Origin of the sequence: Afifella sp. JA880 (assembly GCF_025379905.1) — a bacterium.
Taxonomy (GTDB): Bacteria; Pseudomonadota; Alphaproteobacteria; order Rhizobiales; family Afifellaceae; genus Afifella; species Afifella aestuarii.
The window spans coordinates 94,528-112,597 of record NZ_JAOANH010000002.1; the positions used below are offsets into that span (position 1 = coordinate 94,528).

The window sequence follows — 18,070 nt, forward strand, 5'->3', positions numbered from 1 at the left end:
TGGGGCGGCGATCTTCAACGGCGCCGCGCCCGCCCTTTTAACAAAACAGGCCTATGCCGCGAGTTCTTCGACCCGCGCGGTGATCGCCGCGAGTGCGGCTTCGGCCTGGCCGGCATCCGGACCACCAGCCTGCGCCATATCCGGGCGCCCGCCACCGCCTTTGCCGCCCAGGGCTTCAGACCCGAGCCGCACCAGGTCGATGGCGTTGAACTTGTCCGTCAGATCGCTCGTGACGCCGACGGCGAGACCCGCTTTGCCGTCGTTGACACCCACGATGGCGACGACGCCGGATCCGACGGCCTGCTTGCCCTCATCGACGATGCCACGCAGATCCTTGAGCGCGACGCCTTCGACGAGGCGCGCCATCAGCTTGATTGAGCCGATTTCTCTGACGGGCTCGGCGCCCGCCTTGCCGCCGCCCATGGCCAGCTGCTTCTTCGCTTCCGCGAGCTCGCGTTCGAGCCGCCTGCGCTCTTCCATGAGACCGTCGACACGCTCGACAAGCTCTTCCGGGCGTACCTTGAGACGACCGGCGAGATCCTTCACGCGCCTGTCCTGCTCGGCGAGATAGCGGCGTGCCGCCTCGCCCGTCAGAGCCTCGACGCGGCGCACGCCCGCGGCAACCGCCCCTTCGCTCAACACCTTCACGAGGCCGATTTCGCCCGTCGCGCCGACATGAGTGCCACCGCAAAGCTCCACCGAATAGGGTTTCGTCTCGCCGTTATCAGCGCCCACTTCCGTGCCCATGGAGACGACCCGTACCTCATCGCCGTATTTCTCGCCGAAGAGCGCCATGGCCCCCGCGGAAATCGCCGCTTCGCGATCCATCAGCCGCGTCGTCACGGGCGCATCCTGCAAGATGACGGCGTTCGCCCGGTCCTCGACGAGCCGCAGCTCCTCCTCGCTCATCGGTTTCGGATGCGAAAAATCGAACCGCAGCCTTTCAGGAGCCACGAGAGACCCCTTCTGAGCCACATGCGGACCGAGCGTGTCACGCAGCGCCTTGTGCAGAAGATGCGTCGCCGAGTGGTTGGCGCGGATCGTCGTGCGGCGCCTGCCTTCGATGATCATGCGGACATTGTCGCCGAGGGAGAGCTTGCCCTCCTCCATCCGCCCGAAATGCACGAAAAGCCCGTCCGCCTTCTTCTGCGTATCCTCCACGCGGAAGACGCCGCCCGCCTCGCTGCGGATGACGCCGGTGTCGCCGACCTGGCCGCCTGATTCGCCATAAAAGGGCGTCTGGTTGACCACCACCGCGCCCGCATCGCCGGCACCAAGCTCCGACACGCGCTCACCGTCCTTGACGAAACCGAGGGTGACGGCCTCCGCCGTTTCCGTGCCGTAGCCGAGGAATTCGGTGGCGCCATGCTCTTCCTTGAGCGCCATCCAGACTTCTTCGGTCGCAGCCTCGCCGGATCCGGCCCAGCTTGCCCGGGCCTCGGCGCGCTGACGCTCCATCGCATCGTTGAAGCCCGCGAGATCGACGCTGATGCCGCGGTTCTTGAGCGCATCCTGCGTCAGGTCGAGCGGAAATCCATACGTGTCATAGAGCTTGAAGGCGGTCTCGCCGTCGAGCATGTCGCCTTTGTGAAGCGAGCCCGCCGCGTCATCGAGAAGGCTCAGCCCGCGCGACAGCGTACGCTGAAAACGGCTCTCCTCCAGACGGATCGTCTCGGTGATGAGAGCCTCCGCGCGCATCAGCTCCGGATAGGCGCCCCCCATCTCGCGCATGAGCGTCGGGACCAGCGAATAGATCACCGGCTCCTCGGCGCCGAGAAGATGCGCGTGCCGCATCGCCCGCCGCATGATGCGACGCAGCACGTAGCCCCGCCCATCGTTCGACGGCAGCACACCGTCGGCGATCAAAAAGCTCGTCGCCCGCAGATGATCGGCGATCACGCGGTGGCTCGCACGGTTCTCCAGCGTCGCCTTGGCGCGCGTCGCCCCTTCCACGGCCTCGATCAGATGCCGGAAGAGGTCGATATCGTAATTGTCGTGCACGCCCTGCAGAACGGCCGCGATCCGCTCGAGCCCCATGCCCGTATCGATCGACGGCCGCGGCAGCTCGTGGCGCTCTCCGCCCGCCACCTGCTCGAACTGCATGAAGACGAGGTTCCAGATTTCGATGAAGCGGTCGCCATCCTCGTCGGGCGAGCCCGGAGGCCCTCCGGGGATCTCGGCACCGTGATCGTAGAAAATCTCCGAACAGGGGCCGCAGGGTCCCGTCTCGCCCATCTGCCAGAAATTGTCCGAGGTCGCGATACGGATGACCTTTTCTTCAGGCAGACCCGCAATCTTGCGCCACAGCGAAAACGCCTCTTCGTCGTCGGCATAGACGGTGACGAGAAGCCGCTTCGGGTCGAGCCCGAATTCCTTGGTGACGAGGTTCCAGGCAAGCTCGATCGCGCGCTGCTTGAAATAATCCCCGAAGGAAAAATTCCCGAGCATCTCGAAAAAGGTGTGATGGCGCGCCGTGTACCCGACATTGTCGAGATCGTTGTGCTTGCCGCCCGCCCGCACGCATTTCTGCGAGGTGACTGCGCGCTGATACGGTGCCTTCGCCCGCCCCGTGAAGAAGTCCTTGAACGGGACCATGCCCGCATTGGTGAACATCAAGGTCGGGTCGTTGCGGGGCACGAGCGGGCCGGAAGCGACGATCTCGTGGTCGTGCTTGGAAAAATAGTCGAGGAACGCAGAGCGGATCTCGTTGACGCCGATCATCTGGCGAAACACCTGTGGTTGGACCTCATGGCCACCGAACATCTACGGCCGGCACCGAAGTAATGGAATTTCCGGGCTGTCGTCGGATCACCACCGTCATCGGATCACCGAAAGCCCGCAGGCGGTGGTTTTAGCGATGGGCCAGAGAACTGTCCACATGGCTCGACCCGGCGCCAAACGACACCGCAACACCGCAAGCTGTGCAACTCACGCGTCAGTCCGACAAGCCGCCGCAAATACCCGCTCTCGTCCGGTGAGAAGCCGACCAGCCACAAACGTCGGCGTCCATCGGCCGCGCCCGCTCTCCGGTGACACTCCGAACGGCGCGACCCTGCCGACATCACCAGAAAAGCCACACGGGCGAAAGAAAAAGACCGAAGATGCAATAGCCCAAAAACCAGAAAGCCCGCCAGAAGCGGGCTTTCCCTATGAAGACATCTTGATGAAGAGATCCCGCTCGCTCACCCCGCCAGCTCGCAGATGCCAGCGAAGCCAAGAGGACGAACGGCAGGCAAAACTCAGGCCTTGGCCGCCTTGCCGCCCTCATCCTCCTGGCGCGGACCATCCAGAAGCTCGTCTGCAATGAGACCGGCGTTCTCGCGGATCGCCTTCTCAATGGCGTTGGCGACATCCTCGTTTTCACGCAGGAAGTTCTTCGCGTTTTCCCGTCCCTGACCGAGACGCTGGCTGTCGTAGGAGAACCAGGAACCGGATTTTTCGACGATACCGGCCTTCACGCCGAGATCGAGCAGCTCGCCCGTATGGGAAATGCCTTCGCCATACATGATGTCGAACTCAACCTCCCGGAACGGCGGCGCGAGCTTGTTCTTCACCACCTTGACCCGGGTCTGGTTGCCAACGACCTCGTCGCGGTCCTTGATGGCACCGATCCGGCGAATATCGAGGCGGACGGAGGAATAGAACTTCAAGGCATTGCCGCCCGTCGTCGTTTCCGGGCTGCCGAACATGACGCCGATCTTCATGCGGATCTGATTGATGAAGATGACCATCGTATGCGAGCGCGAGATCGAGGCCGTCAGCTTTCTGAGCGCCTGGCTCATCAGCCGCGCCTGCATGCCGGGCAACGAATCACCCATCTCGCCTTCAAGCTCGGCGCGCGGCGTAAGGGCCGCGACCGAATCGACGACAAGCACGTCGATGGCGCCCGACCGCACCAGCGTATCGGCAATTTCGAGTGCCTGCTCGCCGGCATCCGGCTGCGAAATCAGGAGATCATCGAGTTTGACCCCGAGTTTGCGCGCATAAATCGGGTCGAGCGCGTGCTCGGCATCGATAAAGCCGCAGATGCCGCCCTTCTTCTGCGCCTGCGCCACGGTGTGCAGCGCCAGCGTCGTCTTGCCCGAGGATTCCGGCCCGTAGATCTCGACCACACGCCCGCGCGGCAGACCGCCGACACCGAGCGCGATATCAAGTCCGAGCGAACCGGTCGGGATCGTGGCAACCTCGACGACCTGCCCCTCCTGTCCGAGCCGCATGATCGACCCCTTGCCGAAGGAGCGCTCGATCTGGCTGAGAGCAGCGTCCAGAGCCTTGGTTCGATCCATGGATTCTTTGCCTCCTTCGACTACACGCAACGGATTCGCCATCGGACTATCCTCTAAAGTTCAGCGGATGACCACCCGCTCCTCAGAGAATTTCGTACTCTATTTGTTCTATAGCGTCAACACCGCCGCATCCCCTCTCGGCGGGCCAAAAGAGGCGCGCCGGAAAGCCTAATTTCCCGGCGCTGCGGCACCTACGGGCTCGAAGACATCGCTGTCTGGACGCCGCACCATCAGAAGGCCGGTCGCCACCGCGAAATAGGCCGCATGGAGTTGGAGCGAGCCCTCTTCCACGCGCCTTTTCACGAACGGAAACGTCATCAGATTGTCGAGTGTCTTCACCGCCGATACCTGCTCGAGCCGCTGCAGGTAGTCGTCGAGCGGCGCCGCATCGCGCGGGCCGAGCTCTTCGGCGGCCGGTGCGATCAAAGACATCCACTTGCCGATGAAGTCGCCGGGGGAAAGCGGGCCAACCTCATCATCGGCGAAAGCCCGGATGCCGCCGCATCGGGCATGTCCGAGAACGACGATGTGCTTCACCTTCAAAGCCTCGACGGCAAATTCGATCGCCGAGGAAACACCATGCTGCGAAGCCGACGGAGAGTAAGGCGGCACGAGATTGGCCACATTGCGGACCACGAAGAGTTCGCCGGGCCGGGCATCGAAGATGACTTCCGGCGAAACCCGCGAATCGCAGCAGCCGATAACCATGATCTCCGGGCTCTGCCCAACCTCTGCGAGCTCGGCATATTGATGCTGCTCGATGGGCAGCCGGCCATCGCGGAACGATTGATAGCCCTGAAGGAGACGCTCGGGAAAACGCATGTGACACACCTCTCGGCCGGCGGATTCGCCGAAAACATATGAACAGGCAAGGGAGAACGTCAGCTCACCCTATCCGCCCCCCATCCAATCGAACGGCCTCCGCCCGGCACCTTTTCGCCCGCTAAGGCTGCAGGACACGCTTCACCGTGATCGCCAGATCCTTGAGCGAGAACGGCTTCGGCAGGAAGTGGAAGTCCTCGTTCTCGGGCAGATGCCGTGCGAAAGCGTCCTCGGCATATCCGGAGACAAAGATGATCTTCAAGGCGGGATTGGTCTTGCGCAGCTCTTTCAGGAGCGTCGGCCCGTCCATCTCCGGCATGACGACGTCGGATACGACGAGATCGATGGCACCGTCCATGTCCTTCATGATGCGAAGCGCTTCCGGTCCCGACGCGGCCTCGTGCACCTCATAGCCGCGCGCGGCGAGCGCACGAGAGGCGAAGGCGCGCACCGCCTCTTCGTCCTCGACGAGAAGGATCGTGGCGCTGCCGGTGAGATCGGTCGGCTCGGACTTGGGCGAGGCCACCTCCTCCTCCGCTTCCCGCTCCGCCACATAGCGCGGGAGAAGCAGCGAGAAGGTCGTGCCTTTTCCAAGCTCGCTGTCGACGAAGATGAAGCCGTCCGTCTGCTTGATGATGCCGTAGACCGTGGAAAGGCCGAGGCCGGTTCCCTTGCCGATCTCCTTCGTCGAAAAGAACGGTTCGAAGATTTTTTCCATCACCTCCGGCGTCATGCCTGTGCCGGTGTCGGTGATCTCGATCAGCACATAATCGGCGGGCCGGAACCCGTCCTGGCGGAAGCGATGGCTCTCGGCCTCCTCCAGATTGCTGGCGCGGATCGTAAGCATGCCGCCGTTCGGCATGGCGTCGCGCGCATTGACGGCGAGATTGACCACCACCTGTTCCAGCTGGTTGAGGTCCGCCTTGACGGGCCACAGCCCGCTCTTGTGATCCGTCTTGAGCTCGACGGTCTCCCCGAGGAGGCGATCGAGCAGCACGGTGAGATCCGACAACACCTCGTCGAGGCGAATGACGCGCGGCTGCAGCGTCTGCCGGCGGGAGAACGCCAAGAGCTGCCGCACCAGACCCGCGGCACGATTGGCGTTCTGCTTGATGTTCATAATGTCTTCGAACGCCGGGTCGGATGGCCGGTGGTTCGACAAAAGCAGGTCGGAAAAGCCGATGATGGCGGTCAGCACATTGTTGAAGTCATGCGCGATGCCACCGGCGAGCTGTCCGACCGCCTGCATCTTCTGGCTCTGCGCGAACTGCGCCTCGAGCGCCCTCTGCTCGGTCGTCTCAAGCGCATAAACGATCGCCGCGTCCTCCCCGGGCTCGCCTTCGACGATCGGGCTGACGAAGAAGCGCGCGCTTCTTTCCTCGTCGCTCTCAAACTGCGCGTCGACCGGAGAAATATCGCTTTGACCGTTGATCGCCGCATGGAGAGCGGCCTTGAGCGCAGGGCGGTCGGCGGCCTTCACAACGCTCGTCAGCTCGATGCGGGCGGGACCGCTCTTGCGAAAGAGTTTCAGGAAACGCGCATTCGAAAGATTGATCGCCCCGCTATGGTCGACGGAGGCGATCGCCATCGGCGTGTTGTTGAAGAAGCGCGTGAACCGCCGTTCGGCCGCAAGCCCGGCATCCCCGTCGGCAAGCCCAACTTCCAGAACGAGCGTGCGCGAGGCGCCCACCGTGCCATCGGCCGAAACCGGCACGCGGTGCAGCAAACGCACGGGTTTGCGTGTCCCGTTCGCCCGCACGAGGTCGATCTCGAGCCGTTCCGTCGCGGTTTCGCCGCGCTGGCCCGAAGCCTCCAGAACCGACAGGCTCTCGGCCGTGACGAAATCGCCGATTTCTGCCGCCCCCGGCTCGAAATCCGCGAGATCGATGCCGAGCCACTCCGCCAAGGTGGCATTGACATATCGGATGCGGCCGTCCGGCTGCATGGAGAAGAAACCTGCAGGAGCGTGATCGAGATAATCGATCGCGTTCTGCAGTTCCTGAAAAATGTTCTCTTGATGCTCCCGCTCGCGCGTGATGTCGGAGATGAGCCACAAAGCGAGCTCAGGGCGCCCAGCAATCGGGTTCACCTTGACCCGGTACCAGCGCGCCGAACCGGACTGCCCGCCGATCCCGCCCGGCATACGGATCTCTTCCATCGCCCGACGGCCTTTTTCGGCGGCTCCGGAAAGCCGATAGATCGCCTCCGAAGCATCGGGGCTTTCCGCGAAAAGCCGCTCGATGGAGCGCAAATCGTCGCTCTCCTCACCATAGAGGCGATAATAGGCACGGTTGGCCTTGATGGCGCCCGCAGCGCTGTCGGCGATCAGGGCACCCTCGCCGATCGCCTCGAAGAGCTGTTCGGGAAGACCCGGCACGCGCGTGTCGGCGACCCGGGAGCGCACGAAGCGGATGAGGCCCCCGGCCGCCATGAACAGGCACATGACGCCGACGGTTGAAAGAATACCGAGGCACACGAGCACAACGGTATCGGTCCATTCCGGCGGGACGAAGAGGTAAGAGCCTGCCACGACGAGAAGTCCGAGCGACAAGAGGAAAATACGAATCATGCTGTCGCGCCGCTCTCCGGCCTCTGCAGCCTCGGTGCTCTGCCTGTCTGCCATGGGATCGCTGGTTACGGCCATTAAGTGAGATTAGCCGATTCGGCGAACCACGCCGCAGGCCTTTGCGTGACTTGTGACAGCCTTGACGAGAGCTCGCAACTGACTCGCAAGGCACAGCTTCGTTTGAAAAGCCTTAATATCCGGGCTATCGTGCCATATCGACCGCGTGGGTTGAGTGTAGCGTAAGTCAAGGAGGCGTCCATGCGCGGTTTAACCGATCTTTCAACAGGGGCATTTGCGGGCCCCATTCTCCTCGCCATAGCCGTCCTTCTCGTCATCCTGGGACTTGTCGTCTGGATCACCCGGCGCGGCATCGTTCCGGGGCGCGGCGCCGGTGCGCAGCGGGTTTCCCGGCTGCAGGTCATGGAAACCCATGCCATCGACCAGAAGCGCCGCCTGCTGCTCATCCGGCGCGATCAGGTCGAACATCTCGTGATGATTGGCGGCCCGGCGGACATCGTCGTCGAATCGCAGATCGTGCGCGGCCGGCCGACGGCTCAGCCGACACCCCGGCGGCCAGGCGGCCCTTCGATTGCTCCGCAGATGCCAGACTACCAAGCGCCGCATCGCGCGCCCGCACCGAGCAGTGGCGAGTATCTCCCCACATCGAGTGCACCGCAGCCGATGGGACAGACCCCTGTTTCCCCGGCCGAACCCCGCGCCCCCGCGCCCGCCCTCCGACGAGCCTCAGGAGATGGTGGGCCCGGATATGGCCCCGAACACGGCCCCGGGCATGGCGTTGCGCAGGCAGCGCCGCTTGCGCCGAACCTTTCGAGGCCACGCCCAGAGGCGGCGGAGGTTTCGGAAGCTGAGGCGGAACCGGTTCGCACGAGGCGCGCCGTGCCTGAGGCCTATCGCTTCGGAATGGACGAGGACGACAGCCCGGCTCCCTCCTCGGCAGACCTTTCAAGCAGGACCGCGGACGCCAGGACAGAGCCGCGTCATGACGCGTCCGACGCGAAAGCCCGCGAGATAAGGAATGCACCGGCGCAGAACCTCGCAGCAGACACCTCGAAAGATGAAACCAAGGCCGTGCAAGAGACGCCCTTCGGCGACATGCCGCCAGCCCTCAGGGCGCGGATGCTTTCGGGTCTCTTCAGTCCCGCCCCGAAACCGGGACAGCCGGTGCCGGACGAGACGCCGGCCAGTCAGACGCCCTCCAACACCCTTCCTTTTGCAAAGCGGCCCGCTCCTCAGCAGGACAAAGCTCCAGTCAGCAGAGCCCCCGCCGACCTGGAACCGGCCGACCCGAAACCGGAGCTGGTCGCCGCCCCTCAGGAAACTGCTGCGATCGAAAAAGCGACCGTCAGCTTCTTCCAGAACATCCGCCGGGTTTCGAAGGAAGCAACCGAGGAGGTCGCGCCGGCCAAGCCCGAGACTTCCGAGCCCAAGACTGCCGAACCCGAGACTTCCAAGCCCGATACCCGCTCGCTTGAAGAGGAAATCGGCGAGGCTTTCGGCGAGATCGCGGCCCAGCGCAGCGATGCGGCCGATGCGAGGCCGGGAGGCGCAGACCGCTCCGCTCTCAACGTTCCCCCTGCCCTCAACGAGGATAAGGGAGAGGCACAAACGACCACCGCTCAGGTGACCTGGCCAACGATTTCCATGGCCGGAGAAAAAAGGTCGGACACTCCTGTCGGACTGACCGAGGCCCAGACCCCGAGAGATGCCCAAAGCCCGAGAGATGAACGTCCGCAGCCAACGACGATTGCAGACATCGCAAGTCAGCTGGAAAGCGCGCTCTCCGAACATGTGACGCCCCGCACGCACACGAGCGAACAGGTGACGGCGGGTGCGCAACCGGAAGGCCCGGACGTTTCACCAGCAAGGCCTGACACGGTTTCGGAGGCCGAAAGCGGCGGCGACGAAATCTCGGTCATGGCAAAAGTGCCGGAGATCCACCGAGACGACGCTCATGGGGTCGAAGAACGGCTCGCACCGGAAGCGCCTGCGATCGCTCCAGCTCCCCTCTCGTCGGAGACGGGAGAGAGCCAGGATCAGGCAAACGACGAGGAGCAGCGGGAGCGTCGCTCGACCGCCAATCTTGAAAACGACGAATCGGCGAGCGTCGTTGCCTTCGAGCCGAAGCGCAAATGGGCGTCGGAGCAGGAACAGCTCGAAGACGAGATGGCGCGCCTTTTGGGCGAGCTGACGGGCGATCTGAAGAACCGTTGAGCCCTGGGCGCCCGCAAAGGTGCCCGCGCTGTCGCTCAATCCAAAACGTAAACACCCGGCTGATCGCTCAGCCGGGTGTTTGATTCTCACGCCTTCGAAGAAAAATTCATCTCCGCCCAGACCTCAGTCGTCGCGGTAGACTCTTTCCCGACGCTCATGGCGTTCCTGCGCTTCGACCGACAAAGTGGCGATCGGTCGGGCGTCGAGCCGCTTCAGGCTGATCGGTTCGCCGGTTTCTTCGCAAAATCCGTAACTGCCATCCTCAATTCGCCGCAACGCAGCATCGATCTTGGCGATCAATTTGCGTTGCCGGTCGCGGGCACGGAGCTCGATCGAGCGGTCCGTCTCCGACGATGCCCGATCCGCAAGATCGGGATGATTCTGGTTTTCCTGCTGCAAAGCCTGCAGAGTCTCCCGGCTTTCGGCCAGAATCTCCTCTTTCCAAGCCTGCAGCTTCTTACGGAAATATTCGCGCTGGCGCTCGTTCATGAACGGCTCATCTTCGCTTGGCGAATAGATTTTCTCTGCCTCCAACACCATCGGTCTTCCCCGCAGTGCCGCGTCTGCCCTTGGCGTGCCCTATACGGTCAAGACCACTGGCGCGCAAGCGTTCGAATATGAACCTTTGATATGACGTAGGGTCAAAGGCCATGGCTAACCTCACGTTAACCGTGTCATCGGCATTCTCCCTTTATGAACAATCAGGCGAACTCTTCTGCGGCTCATTTGCACGCCATGGCTGTAGCCGAAGCGATGGTCACGGATGCGATCGCGCAGCAGCGCGCGGCCTTGCAGGCCGGGAGGAAGCTCGCGGCCAAGGCCTACGGCACGGCCCTCAATGAGGCGGCGCGAACCTATATCGCCACCCTTCACGCCGTGCGGCGCAAGGTGACGAGCGAGGCCGAAGTCGAGCGCCTCGAAGCGCAACGCCGGGCTTTCGCAAACCTCCTGCGCGTCGAGCTCGCGGCTCTCGCCACGGCCCGCCTGAGTTCGGAGGCCGGCCTCGTCTTCAAGCAGCCGTCTGCCGGGAAAAAGAGCCTCCCGCCCCAGTCCGAAAGGTTGGCGCGCACCCAACCGCCAAAGATCCCCGGTCAGCACGCCCGCGCCGCCTGACATTCTCACAATTTGCCCCGGGATTCCTGCCAGCGGTCCATCAGGCGCAGCTGCCAATAGACCAACTGAGTCGCGGCCTGCCCGAAGATGTTGCGGCCGCCGACGAGACGGTCGATCCAGGCCGGCAGAAACGGCTCGAACGCCCGCCAACTCTCGTCGCCTGTGGCAATCGCCGCAGCAATGAGGTTGCCGCCCGTGGCGGTCGCCCCCATGCCATGACCGCCGAATGCCGTCACACCCCACAGCCCGGCATCGCGGGCACCTGCCAGGAGCCCGATGACCGGCATTTTGTTGCGCTGATAGCCCATGAGGCCAGCCCAGGCGTATTCGATGCGGAAGGCGCCGAGCTGGGGATAAATCGACAAGATGTCCCGTGTCAGCATCCGAGCGAGCTCTTTCGGCTCGCTGCGCGCCGTGGTGATGCGTCCGCCCCACAAGAGACGGCGATCGTCGCCTGAGCCGACGATTCGGTAATAGTCGCTCGACCGGCGCGTATCGCCGATGCAGCCGGAAAAATGGATCGCCCTGTCGAGCCGGTCACCCAGAGGTTCGCTGGTGACGACATAGGTCGAAACCGGGAGGACGGCGTGCTCGAGCGGGGGATAGAGGCCGACCTGCGTCGCATTGCCGGCAAGCACGACGTGGCGCGCACGAAGCGCCCCCTTGGGCGTGGTGACGCGCCAGCCGCCGCTCTCGCGCGACAGGCCGGTCGCCGGGCTCGCCTCGTAGATTCTGGCCCCGCTGTCGGCTGCGGCGACAGAGAGAGCGCGACTGTAGGCGAGCGGGTCGAGATGAAACGGCTCCGGATCGTGAAGCGCTCCGAAATAACGGTCGGTCTGAAGCGTCTCCCGCACCGCTTCACGCGGCCACACCTGGTAATGAACGCCATAATCACGCGCCATCCGTTCCGCGCGTTCTTTCAGCGCGTCTTCAGCCGGATAGCGCACGCATTTGAGCCAGCCGCGACCACCCACGAGATGCTGCAGCCCGAACTCGTCGAGGCGTTCCGCCACGAACTGCGTGCCCGCCCGCCCCATATTGAACAGCGCTCTGGCTTTCGGAAGACCGAGCTTGGCTTCGACGGCGAAGATCGACTGGGCATAGCCTGGCGAGACAAAGCCGCCATTGCGGCCGGAGGCACCCCAGCCGACCCGGTTCGCCTCCAGAAGAGCAACGCTCTTGCCCATACGCGCAAGGCAGAACGCCGTGGTGATGCCCGCAAGACCGCCGCCGACGACCACGGTCTCGACGTCCTCTTCTCCTTCCAGGACCGGGAAGACTGGACCTTCTTCCTTGCTGGCGTACCAGCTCTCGGCATGCGGTTGGGCACCGATCGTCATCATCTCACCTCACCTGCCGCTGGCGCCATCGGCCTGGATTGCCTCTTTGCGCGGCAGCCAGCAGCGTTGCGTCCTTTTAAGGCAGCTCCTACTGCCGCAACCCCCTGCCTGGCAAATCGAAAGCTTGCGGCGAATGCGCTGGAGGCGGCCGATGGAGCGTTTGTTCCACCAGCTCTGGAAGCCGATCCTCTTCGGCCCCAGATAAACCGCAGCCACAGAACACGTTTCGTTCGCGTCGCACGGGCCCCTCGGCCGGAATATGCGGCACCGTCTATTTTGCGACAAAGGGGAAGCCGCATGGCGCGAGCTCTGCGCGAAAGCATCGACCGCCTCGAACTCACCACCAAGGTCACCCTCGCCGTCCTGGCGCTGGCCTCAGGCGTCTACACCTATCTGGGCGTGCGCGGGCTCCTGGACGGCTCCGCCTCGATCGTCTTTTTCGGGGCGATCATCTATTCGGCGGCGGTCTCCGTCGGCATCTATGCCTTCTGGACCTATCTCATGCGCTTCCTGCCTCTCATGCGAGAACGCGGCGGTAGGCGGGTTTTATGGGCCGCAATGGGCATCGGCTCGATCATGATCGTCGCCATGTCCTCCTGGCTGAACGCCGCGGCCCTCGCAGGTTCTGCGGCACTGGAACAGCACCTCGCGAACACGGTGGAGGATTACACCCAGGATCTCGACGCAGCGCACAACAATGCGCTCGCGGCGCAATCGCTTCTGCCCGACATCCAGATGGCCGCCGAAAGGTTTTCCCGCCTCGCCGATGAAGAGCGTTCATCCGGCGCGCTCACCGGCACCTCAGGGTCAGGAACGGTGGTGCAGCTCCTCAACCAGATGTCGCAGCAACTGCGCGGTCTTGCCGATGAGGTGGCGGCATCGCGCGAGCGCGTCAAAAGCCTGTTCGATCAGGGCAGCGAGCATCTCGCCTCGATGCGCCGCCTGGTCTCGGCCTCCGGACCGATCGATCCGCGGGCGAACTCCTTCGCCGAAGAAGCCGTTTCGCTGGCCGGCGTCATCGCATCTTTGCAGCAGACTTCGGTCGCCCCCGCCGTGAAACGTGCCGCAGAGGATCTCTCTCTATCTTTCATCGCCCCCGTGGCCGACGGTGATGATGCGGACCTTCGCCAGCGCCAGACGGCGGTCGTCGGCAATGTGGCGCAGGCCGTGCAGGCGCAATCGGCGGCGCTCGCCACGGCGGCCGACAACATCCTCTCCGAGCCGCCCGTCCAGCCGAAGCGTTTCGTGCCTTTATCGACGCCTGAAGCGGTCCTGCTTTACGCGAGCGACTTCCTGCCCTCCTGGGCGGGCGCGATCTCCATCGACCTTCTGCCGGCCGTCCTCGTTCTGATGCTGGTCGCGGTACATGGCGCGATCCGCCATCACGAAGACCCCGATGTCGACGAGCACGCCATGACGGCCGGAGACATGCTCGTGGCCATGCGGCTTTACGAGCGCATGCGTGCCGCCGACCCCGCCCGAGCCACCGAGCCCGCCGTTTTAGCGCCTGCCGAAGCCACCGCCTCAGCCGCCCGCGACCCCGAGACGACGGAGCCACGCAACATCACCACTTTGACACCGAAAGGCGGAGCACCCTCGCAGCACGGCGGCCACGGCAATGTCAGCTCCTGAGCCCTCGAACGCCGGGGAAGCCGTGGCGCCCGAGACCGGTTTTACAGAACGCATCCGGCAATTGCCGGAAGGCACGATCCTCAAAGGCGTTTTCTTCGGCCTCGTGGCACTTTCCGTGGCAATGGTCGGCTTCGATCTGAAATCGATCGTCGACGAACGTCGTGGCGATCCTTTCGTCAATCCGGCGAGAGAGCCGGTCACCATGCCGCGGCCCGCCCCCGGCGATCAGGTCCGCCCCTATCTGCCTCAGACGCGGCCGGTCTCCCCCGATCAAGATGGCGCACCAAGGCGGCAACCTCCCCGCAGTTTCGAGGAGGCCGAACCGGTTCGCTTCCGCGCACTCAATGACGAGACGATCTCCATGGAAGGCACCATCGTTCCCGGCAGTGCTGGAGAATTCGAGCGCTTCCTCCAGGACAATGAGTTCGCCACAGGGACGGAGGTCTTGCTTCACTCGCCGGGTGGCTCGGTCGCCGACGCCATGTCGATGGCCCGCCAGATCCGCGAGCATGAATTCAACACCCGGATCGCAGCAGAGGGGTATTGCGCCTCCTCCTGCCCCCTCGTTTTCGCGTCAGGCGTTGAACGCCATGCCGGCAAGAAGGCCTGGATCGGCGTTCATCAGATCTACGCGATGAAGGGCGCAGATGCGCTCGGTTCGCTCTCCGATGGGTTTGATCAGGCACAGCGGGTTTCCGCCGAAGCCCAGGCCCTCTTGATCGATTTCGGCGTCGACCCGCGCGTCTGGATCCACGCCATGGAAACGCCGAAGAACCAGCTCTATCTCTTCACTCCGGAAGAGCTCGCCGACTACCATCTCGTCACGGATGCGCCAGATACGGACGCAAGCGAAACTGCGGCTGCGCGACAATAGACGCCGCATCATGAACGAGGTGAAGCTTGCCCCTGCCTCCGCGTTTCGTCTAAGTCGCAATGATGCCGAAATTGCTCCTCCTACGTCACGCCAAATCGGATTGGCATTCCGGCGCCCGCACGGACTTCGAGCGCCCGCTCAATGCGCGTGGCCGCGAAGCCGCCGAGGCGATGGGCGCCTTTATGGCTGCGGAGGGTTTGGCGCCTGATCTGGTGCTTTGCTCACCGTCCAAGCGCACCCGTGAAACGCTCGAACTCGTCGGCAAAAGCCTGCAGCTTCCGGAAGACGTGCGTTTTCCGGAAATGCTCTATGAAGAGAACGGTGGCGACTATCAGACGGTGCTCCGAGACGAGGCGGGCAAGGCCGAGTGCTGTCTCCTCGTCGGACACAACCCGATGACGTATGAAGCGGCCTTGAGCCTTGCAGGAGATGGGGCCTCGCACGACATGGCGCGTCTCGCCGTGAAATATCCGAGCGGCACCCTCTCGATCCTGGAATTCGACGCGCCCTGGGCGGAGCTGAAGACGGGCTCAGGACGCCTGACGGGATATGTCCGGCCAGCCGATCTGACGTCGTGACGGCACGCTTTGCACCAGCGACCGCCTCTGCCCATATAAAGCGCGCAAAACGAGCCTGAACCTCAGTGGCATCCATCATCACCCTCGCCGACGAAGCCAGATACGCGTTCGACAATCTCCTGGAAGGCGTGCTCGGCGGCCCGTCGACCCTGAGGCTCGGCGTCACCGGCCTGTCGCGCGCCGGCAAGACAGTCTTCATCACCGCACTCGTTCACAATCTCATCCACGGCGGCCGGCTTCCGCTCTTCGACGCCTACGCCTCTGGCAGGCTCGCCGGAGCCAAGCTGCAGCCGCAGCCCGACGACGCCGTCCCGCGTTTCGATTACGAATCGCATGTGCGCAATCTGGTCGATGCCCGCATCTGGCCGCGTTCGACGAGACGCATCAGCGAATTGCGCGTCACCCTGGAATACGAATCGGCGAGCACCTGGAAACGGACCTTCGGGCCGGGCCGGCTCGATCTCGACATCGTCGATTATCCGGGCGAATGGCTTCTCGATCTCGCTCTTCTCAACAAGAGTTACGGCGAATGGTCGGCCGAGGCTGTCGCCATGTCACGCGAACCGCATCGCCAGGAGCTCGCGTCCGAATGGCATCACCGTCTGCAGGGCGTCGATCCCGACGCGCCGGCCGATGAATTGAAGGCGCAGGAGCTCGCTGGCGCCTTCACCTCGTATCTGCGCGCAGCCCGAGCCGACGAATATGCGCTTTCGATGCTGCCACCCGGTCGCTTTTTGATGCCCGGCGACCTTGAAGGTTCGCCCGCCCTCACCTTTTCGCCGCTCGATATTTCGCCCGACCGCGAGCCGCTGCAGGACAGCCTCGCCGCCATGATGGCGCGTCGTTATGAATCCTACCGGACGCATGTGGTGAAGCCGTTCTTCCGCAACCATTTTGCGAGACTCGACCGGCAGATCGTGCTTGTCGACATGCTGGCCGCGCTCAACGCGGGTCCAGCGGCCTTGCGCGACCTCGAACAGGCGCTGGCGGACGTCCTCGCCTGCTTCCGGCCGGGTCGCGCGAGTTGGCTGACATCGATCTTGAGCCGCCGGATCGACAAGATCCTGTTTGCGGCGACGAAGGCCGATCATGTCCATCGCTCCGATCACGACAATCTCGGCGCCCTGCTCGCACGCCTGACTGAGAAGGCAGCAAAACGCGCGGAATTTGCCGGTGCCGAGGTCAGCGTCATGCCGATGGCGGCAGTTCGCGCCACCCGCGAGGTGACGGTAACCCGTGGCGGACGCAAGCTTCCAGCAATCGCCGGAGTCCCGCTCGAAGGTGAAGAGGTCGCGGGCGAAGTCTATGACGGCGCAAGCGAAATCGCCTTGTTTCCCGGGGACTTGCCGAAAGATCCGGAATCGATCTTCGAAGCCGCCCGGCAGTTCCAGTCGAAGCCGAGGGACCTTGCAGAGGAAGCCCACGACGACACGCTGGCGCTACGCTATCTGCGCTTCCGCCCGCCCCGGGTGGAGCGGAGTGAAACCGGCCTGAAACTCTCACTGCCGCACATACGCCTCGATCAGGCCCTGCAATTTCTTGTCGGAGACCGGCTGCAATGACCGCCTCGGAGACCCGCCGCGCCCCGGAAGCCTTCCGCCTCGACGAGCCCGGGGAAGCCGAGATCGAAGAAGAGGTCTGGGAAGAGCTCGATCCCGAGGAAACGGATGCAGACCGGGCCGTCTCGACCATCATCGAGCCGAAAAAGAACGGCATCCGCTGGGGGCGGCTCGCAGTCGCCGCGGCCGGCGCGCTTCTGTCGCTTGCCATCGGCATTGCCATCGACGATCTCATTCGCAGTCTTTTCACGCGCGCCGACTGGCTCGGCTGGGTCGGCCTTGCCTGCCTCGGTCTCTTTCTTCTCGCGCTCGGCGCCATCATCGGCCGGGAAATCCTCGGGCTCGCGCGCCTCAAGGCGATCGCCCGCCTGCGCCTGACAGCAGACGCCGCGTACGAGGAGAACGATCCCGACAAGGCGCGCAAAGTCGTTAAGGAGCTGATCCATCAATATGCCGACCGGGCAGATACGGCGCAGGGTCGCCGACAGCTCAAGGAGCATCTCGGCGCGGTCATGGATGGCTCCGACCTAATTCGCCTTGCAGAGCGCGACCTCGTCGCAACCCTCGACCAGCGTGCCAAGCAGGCGATCTCGAGCGCGTCTCAGCGCGTCTCCGTGGTCACGGCCGTCAGCCCTCGTGCCCTCATCGACGTCGCCTATGTGTTGATCGCCTGCCTCAGCCTCATTCGCCGCGTTGCTGCCATTTACGGCGGCCGACCCGGTGTGATCGGCTTGATGCGCCTGACGGGCGCCGTCGTCAGTCACCTCGCGGTGACGGGGACGATCGCCATCGGCGACACGCTCCTCCAGCAGGTGGTGGGCCAGGGGCTTGCAGCGCGCCTCTCCGCGCGGCTCGGAGAAGGTGTCGTCAACGGGCTCATGACGGCCCGCATCGGTCTGTCCGCACTCGACGTTTGTCGGCCGGTGCCCTTCGTGGCGCAGCCGCGGCCCCGCCTCAAGGATCTGGCGGGCGATCTGATTTCGTTTTCCGCCTCCCGCCAGGAGGTCGTGGCAACATCCCCACGAAATGCTCGTAGGGTTAACGAATGATTGGCATTTGGCTCCTAGG

General features: G+C 63.9%; 14 protein-coding genes. 7 read left to right on the forward strand and 7 right to left on the reverse strand.

Annotation, left to right across the window (positions count from 1 at the left end; translation table 11 throughout):
* Nucleotides 1–51: 51 nt before the first annotated feature.
* The 5 genes from alaS to NYQ83_RS08690 form a co-directional block, all read right to left on the reverse strand.
* Entirely contained in the window at nt 52–2,721 is a 2,670-nt protein-coding gene (gene alaS / locus NYQ83_RS08670; protein ID WP_261215147.1) for an alanine--tRNA ligase, read from the reverse strand.
* Between the two features lie 518 nt (nt 2,722–3,239).
* Nucleotides 3,240–4,328 (reverse strand): recombinase RecA, encoded by a 1,089-nt coding sequence (gene recA / locus NYQ83_RS08675; RefSeq protein ID WP_128291660.1) that lies wholly within the window; start codon nt 4,326–4,328, stop codon nt 3,240–3,242.
* 126 nt (nt 4,329–4,454) lie between these two features.
* Nucleotides 4,455–5,108 carry a carbonic anhydrase gene (locus tag NYQ83_RS08680; protein ID WP_261214130.1) on the reverse strand — a complete coding sequence of 218 codons (654 nt, stop codon included), beginning with the start codon at nt 5,106–5,108 and terminating at the stop codon, nt 4,455–4,457.
* 121 nt (nt 5,109–5,229) lie between these two features.
* Nucleotides 5,230–7,731, reverse strand: a complete 2,502-nt coding sequence (gene cckA / locus NYQ83_RS08685; protein ID WP_409976983.1) for a cell cycle histidine kinase CckA — start codon at nt 7,729–7,731, stop codon at nt 5,230–5,232.
* 222 nt (nt 7,732–7,953) lie between these two features.
* Entirely contained in the window at nt 7,954–8,160 is a 207-nt protein-coding gene (locus NYQ83_RS08690; RefSeq protein WP_261214133.1) for a hypothetical protein, read from the reverse strand.
* On the opposite strand from NYQ83_RS08690, the gene NYQ83_RS17835 reads away from it, so the two are divergent.
* Nucleotides 8,086–9,906, forward strand: coding sequence for a hypothetical protein (locus tag NYQ83_RS17835; RefSeq protein WP_409976994.1), 1,821 nt, complete (start codon nt 8,086–8,088; stop codon nt 9,904–9,906). The two genes, NYQ83_RS08690 and NYQ83_RS17835, sit on opposite strands and share 75 nt — an antisense overlap.
* Nucleotides 9,907–10,029: 123 nt before the next feature.
* On the opposite strand, the gene dksA is transcribed toward NYQ83_RS17835, so the two are convergent.
* Nucleotides 10,030–10,446: an RNA polymerase-binding protein DksA gene (gene dksA, locus NYQ83_RS08700; RefSeq protein WP_092811269.1), complete on the reverse strand. Its 417-nt coding sequence runs from the start codon at nt 10,444–10,446 to the stop codon at nt 10,030–10,032.
* A 195-nt stretch (nt 10,447–10,641) separates the two neighbouring features.
* Between dksA and NYQ83_RS08705 the strand changes: the two genes are divergently transcribed.
* Complete coding sequence (locus tag NYQ83_RS08705) at nt 10,642–11,019, forward strand: hypothetical protein (RefSeq protein ID WP_261214139.1); 378 nt, start codon at nt 10,642–10,644, stop codon at nt 11,017–11,019.
* Nucleotides 11,020–11,024: 5 nt separating this feature from the next.
* Here the strand turns inward: NYQ83_RS08705 and NYQ83_RS08710 are convergent, their stop codons facing one another.
* Nucleotides 11,025–12,362: an NAD(P)/FAD-dependent oxidoreductase gene (locus NYQ83_RS08710; protein WP_261214141.1), complete on the reverse strand. Its 1,338-nt coding sequence runs from the start codon at nt 12,360–12,362 to the stop codon at nt 11,025–11,027.
* Between the two features lie 294 nt (nt 12,363–12,656).
* On the opposite strand from NYQ83_RS08710, the gene NYQ83_RS08715 reads away from it, so the two are divergent.
* The 5 genes from NYQ83_RS08715 to NYQ83_RS08735 all read left to right on the forward strand — a co-directional run bounded on the left by NYQ83_RS08715 (nt 12,657) and on the right by NYQ83_RS08735 (nt 18,051).
* Nucleotides 12,657–13,991 (forward strand): hypothetical protein, encoded by a 1,335-nt coding sequence (locus NYQ83_RS08715; protein ID WP_261214143.1) that lies wholly within the window; start codon nt 12,657–12,659, stop codon nt 13,989–13,991.
* Nucleotides 13,978–14,865: a hypothetical protein gene (locus NYQ83_RS08720; RefSeq protein ID WP_261214145.1), complete on the forward strand. Its 888-nt coding sequence runs from the start codon at nt 13,978–13,980 to the stop codon at nt 14,863–14,865. The genes NYQ83_RS08715 and NYQ83_RS08720 overlap by 14 nt, the downstream gene beginning before the upstream one ends.
* A gap of 71 nt (nt 14,866–14,936) precedes the next feature.
* Nucleotides 14,937–15,443 (forward strand): SixA phosphatase family protein, encoded by a 507-nt coding sequence (locus NYQ83_RS08725; RefSeq protein WP_261214147.1) that lies wholly within the window; start codon nt 14,937–14,939, stop codon nt 15,441–15,443.
* Nucleotides 15,444–15,508: 65 nt separating this feature from the next.
* Complete coding sequence (locus tag NYQ83_RS08730) at nt 15,509–17,005, forward strand: YcjX family protein (RefSeq protein ID WP_128291651.1); 1,497 nt, start codon at nt 15,509–15,511, stop codon at nt 17,003–17,005.
* The gene (locus NYQ83_RS08735) at nt 17,002–18,051 is read left to right on the forward strand and encodes a YcjF family protein (protein ID WP_128291650.1); all 1,050 of its coding nucleotides are present in this window, start codon (nt 17,002–17,004) and stop codon (nt 18,049–18,051) included. The genes NYQ83_RS08730 and NYQ83_RS08735 overlap by 4 nt, the downstream gene beginning before the upstream one ends.
* Nucleotides 18,052–18,070: the final 19 nt, after the last annotated feature.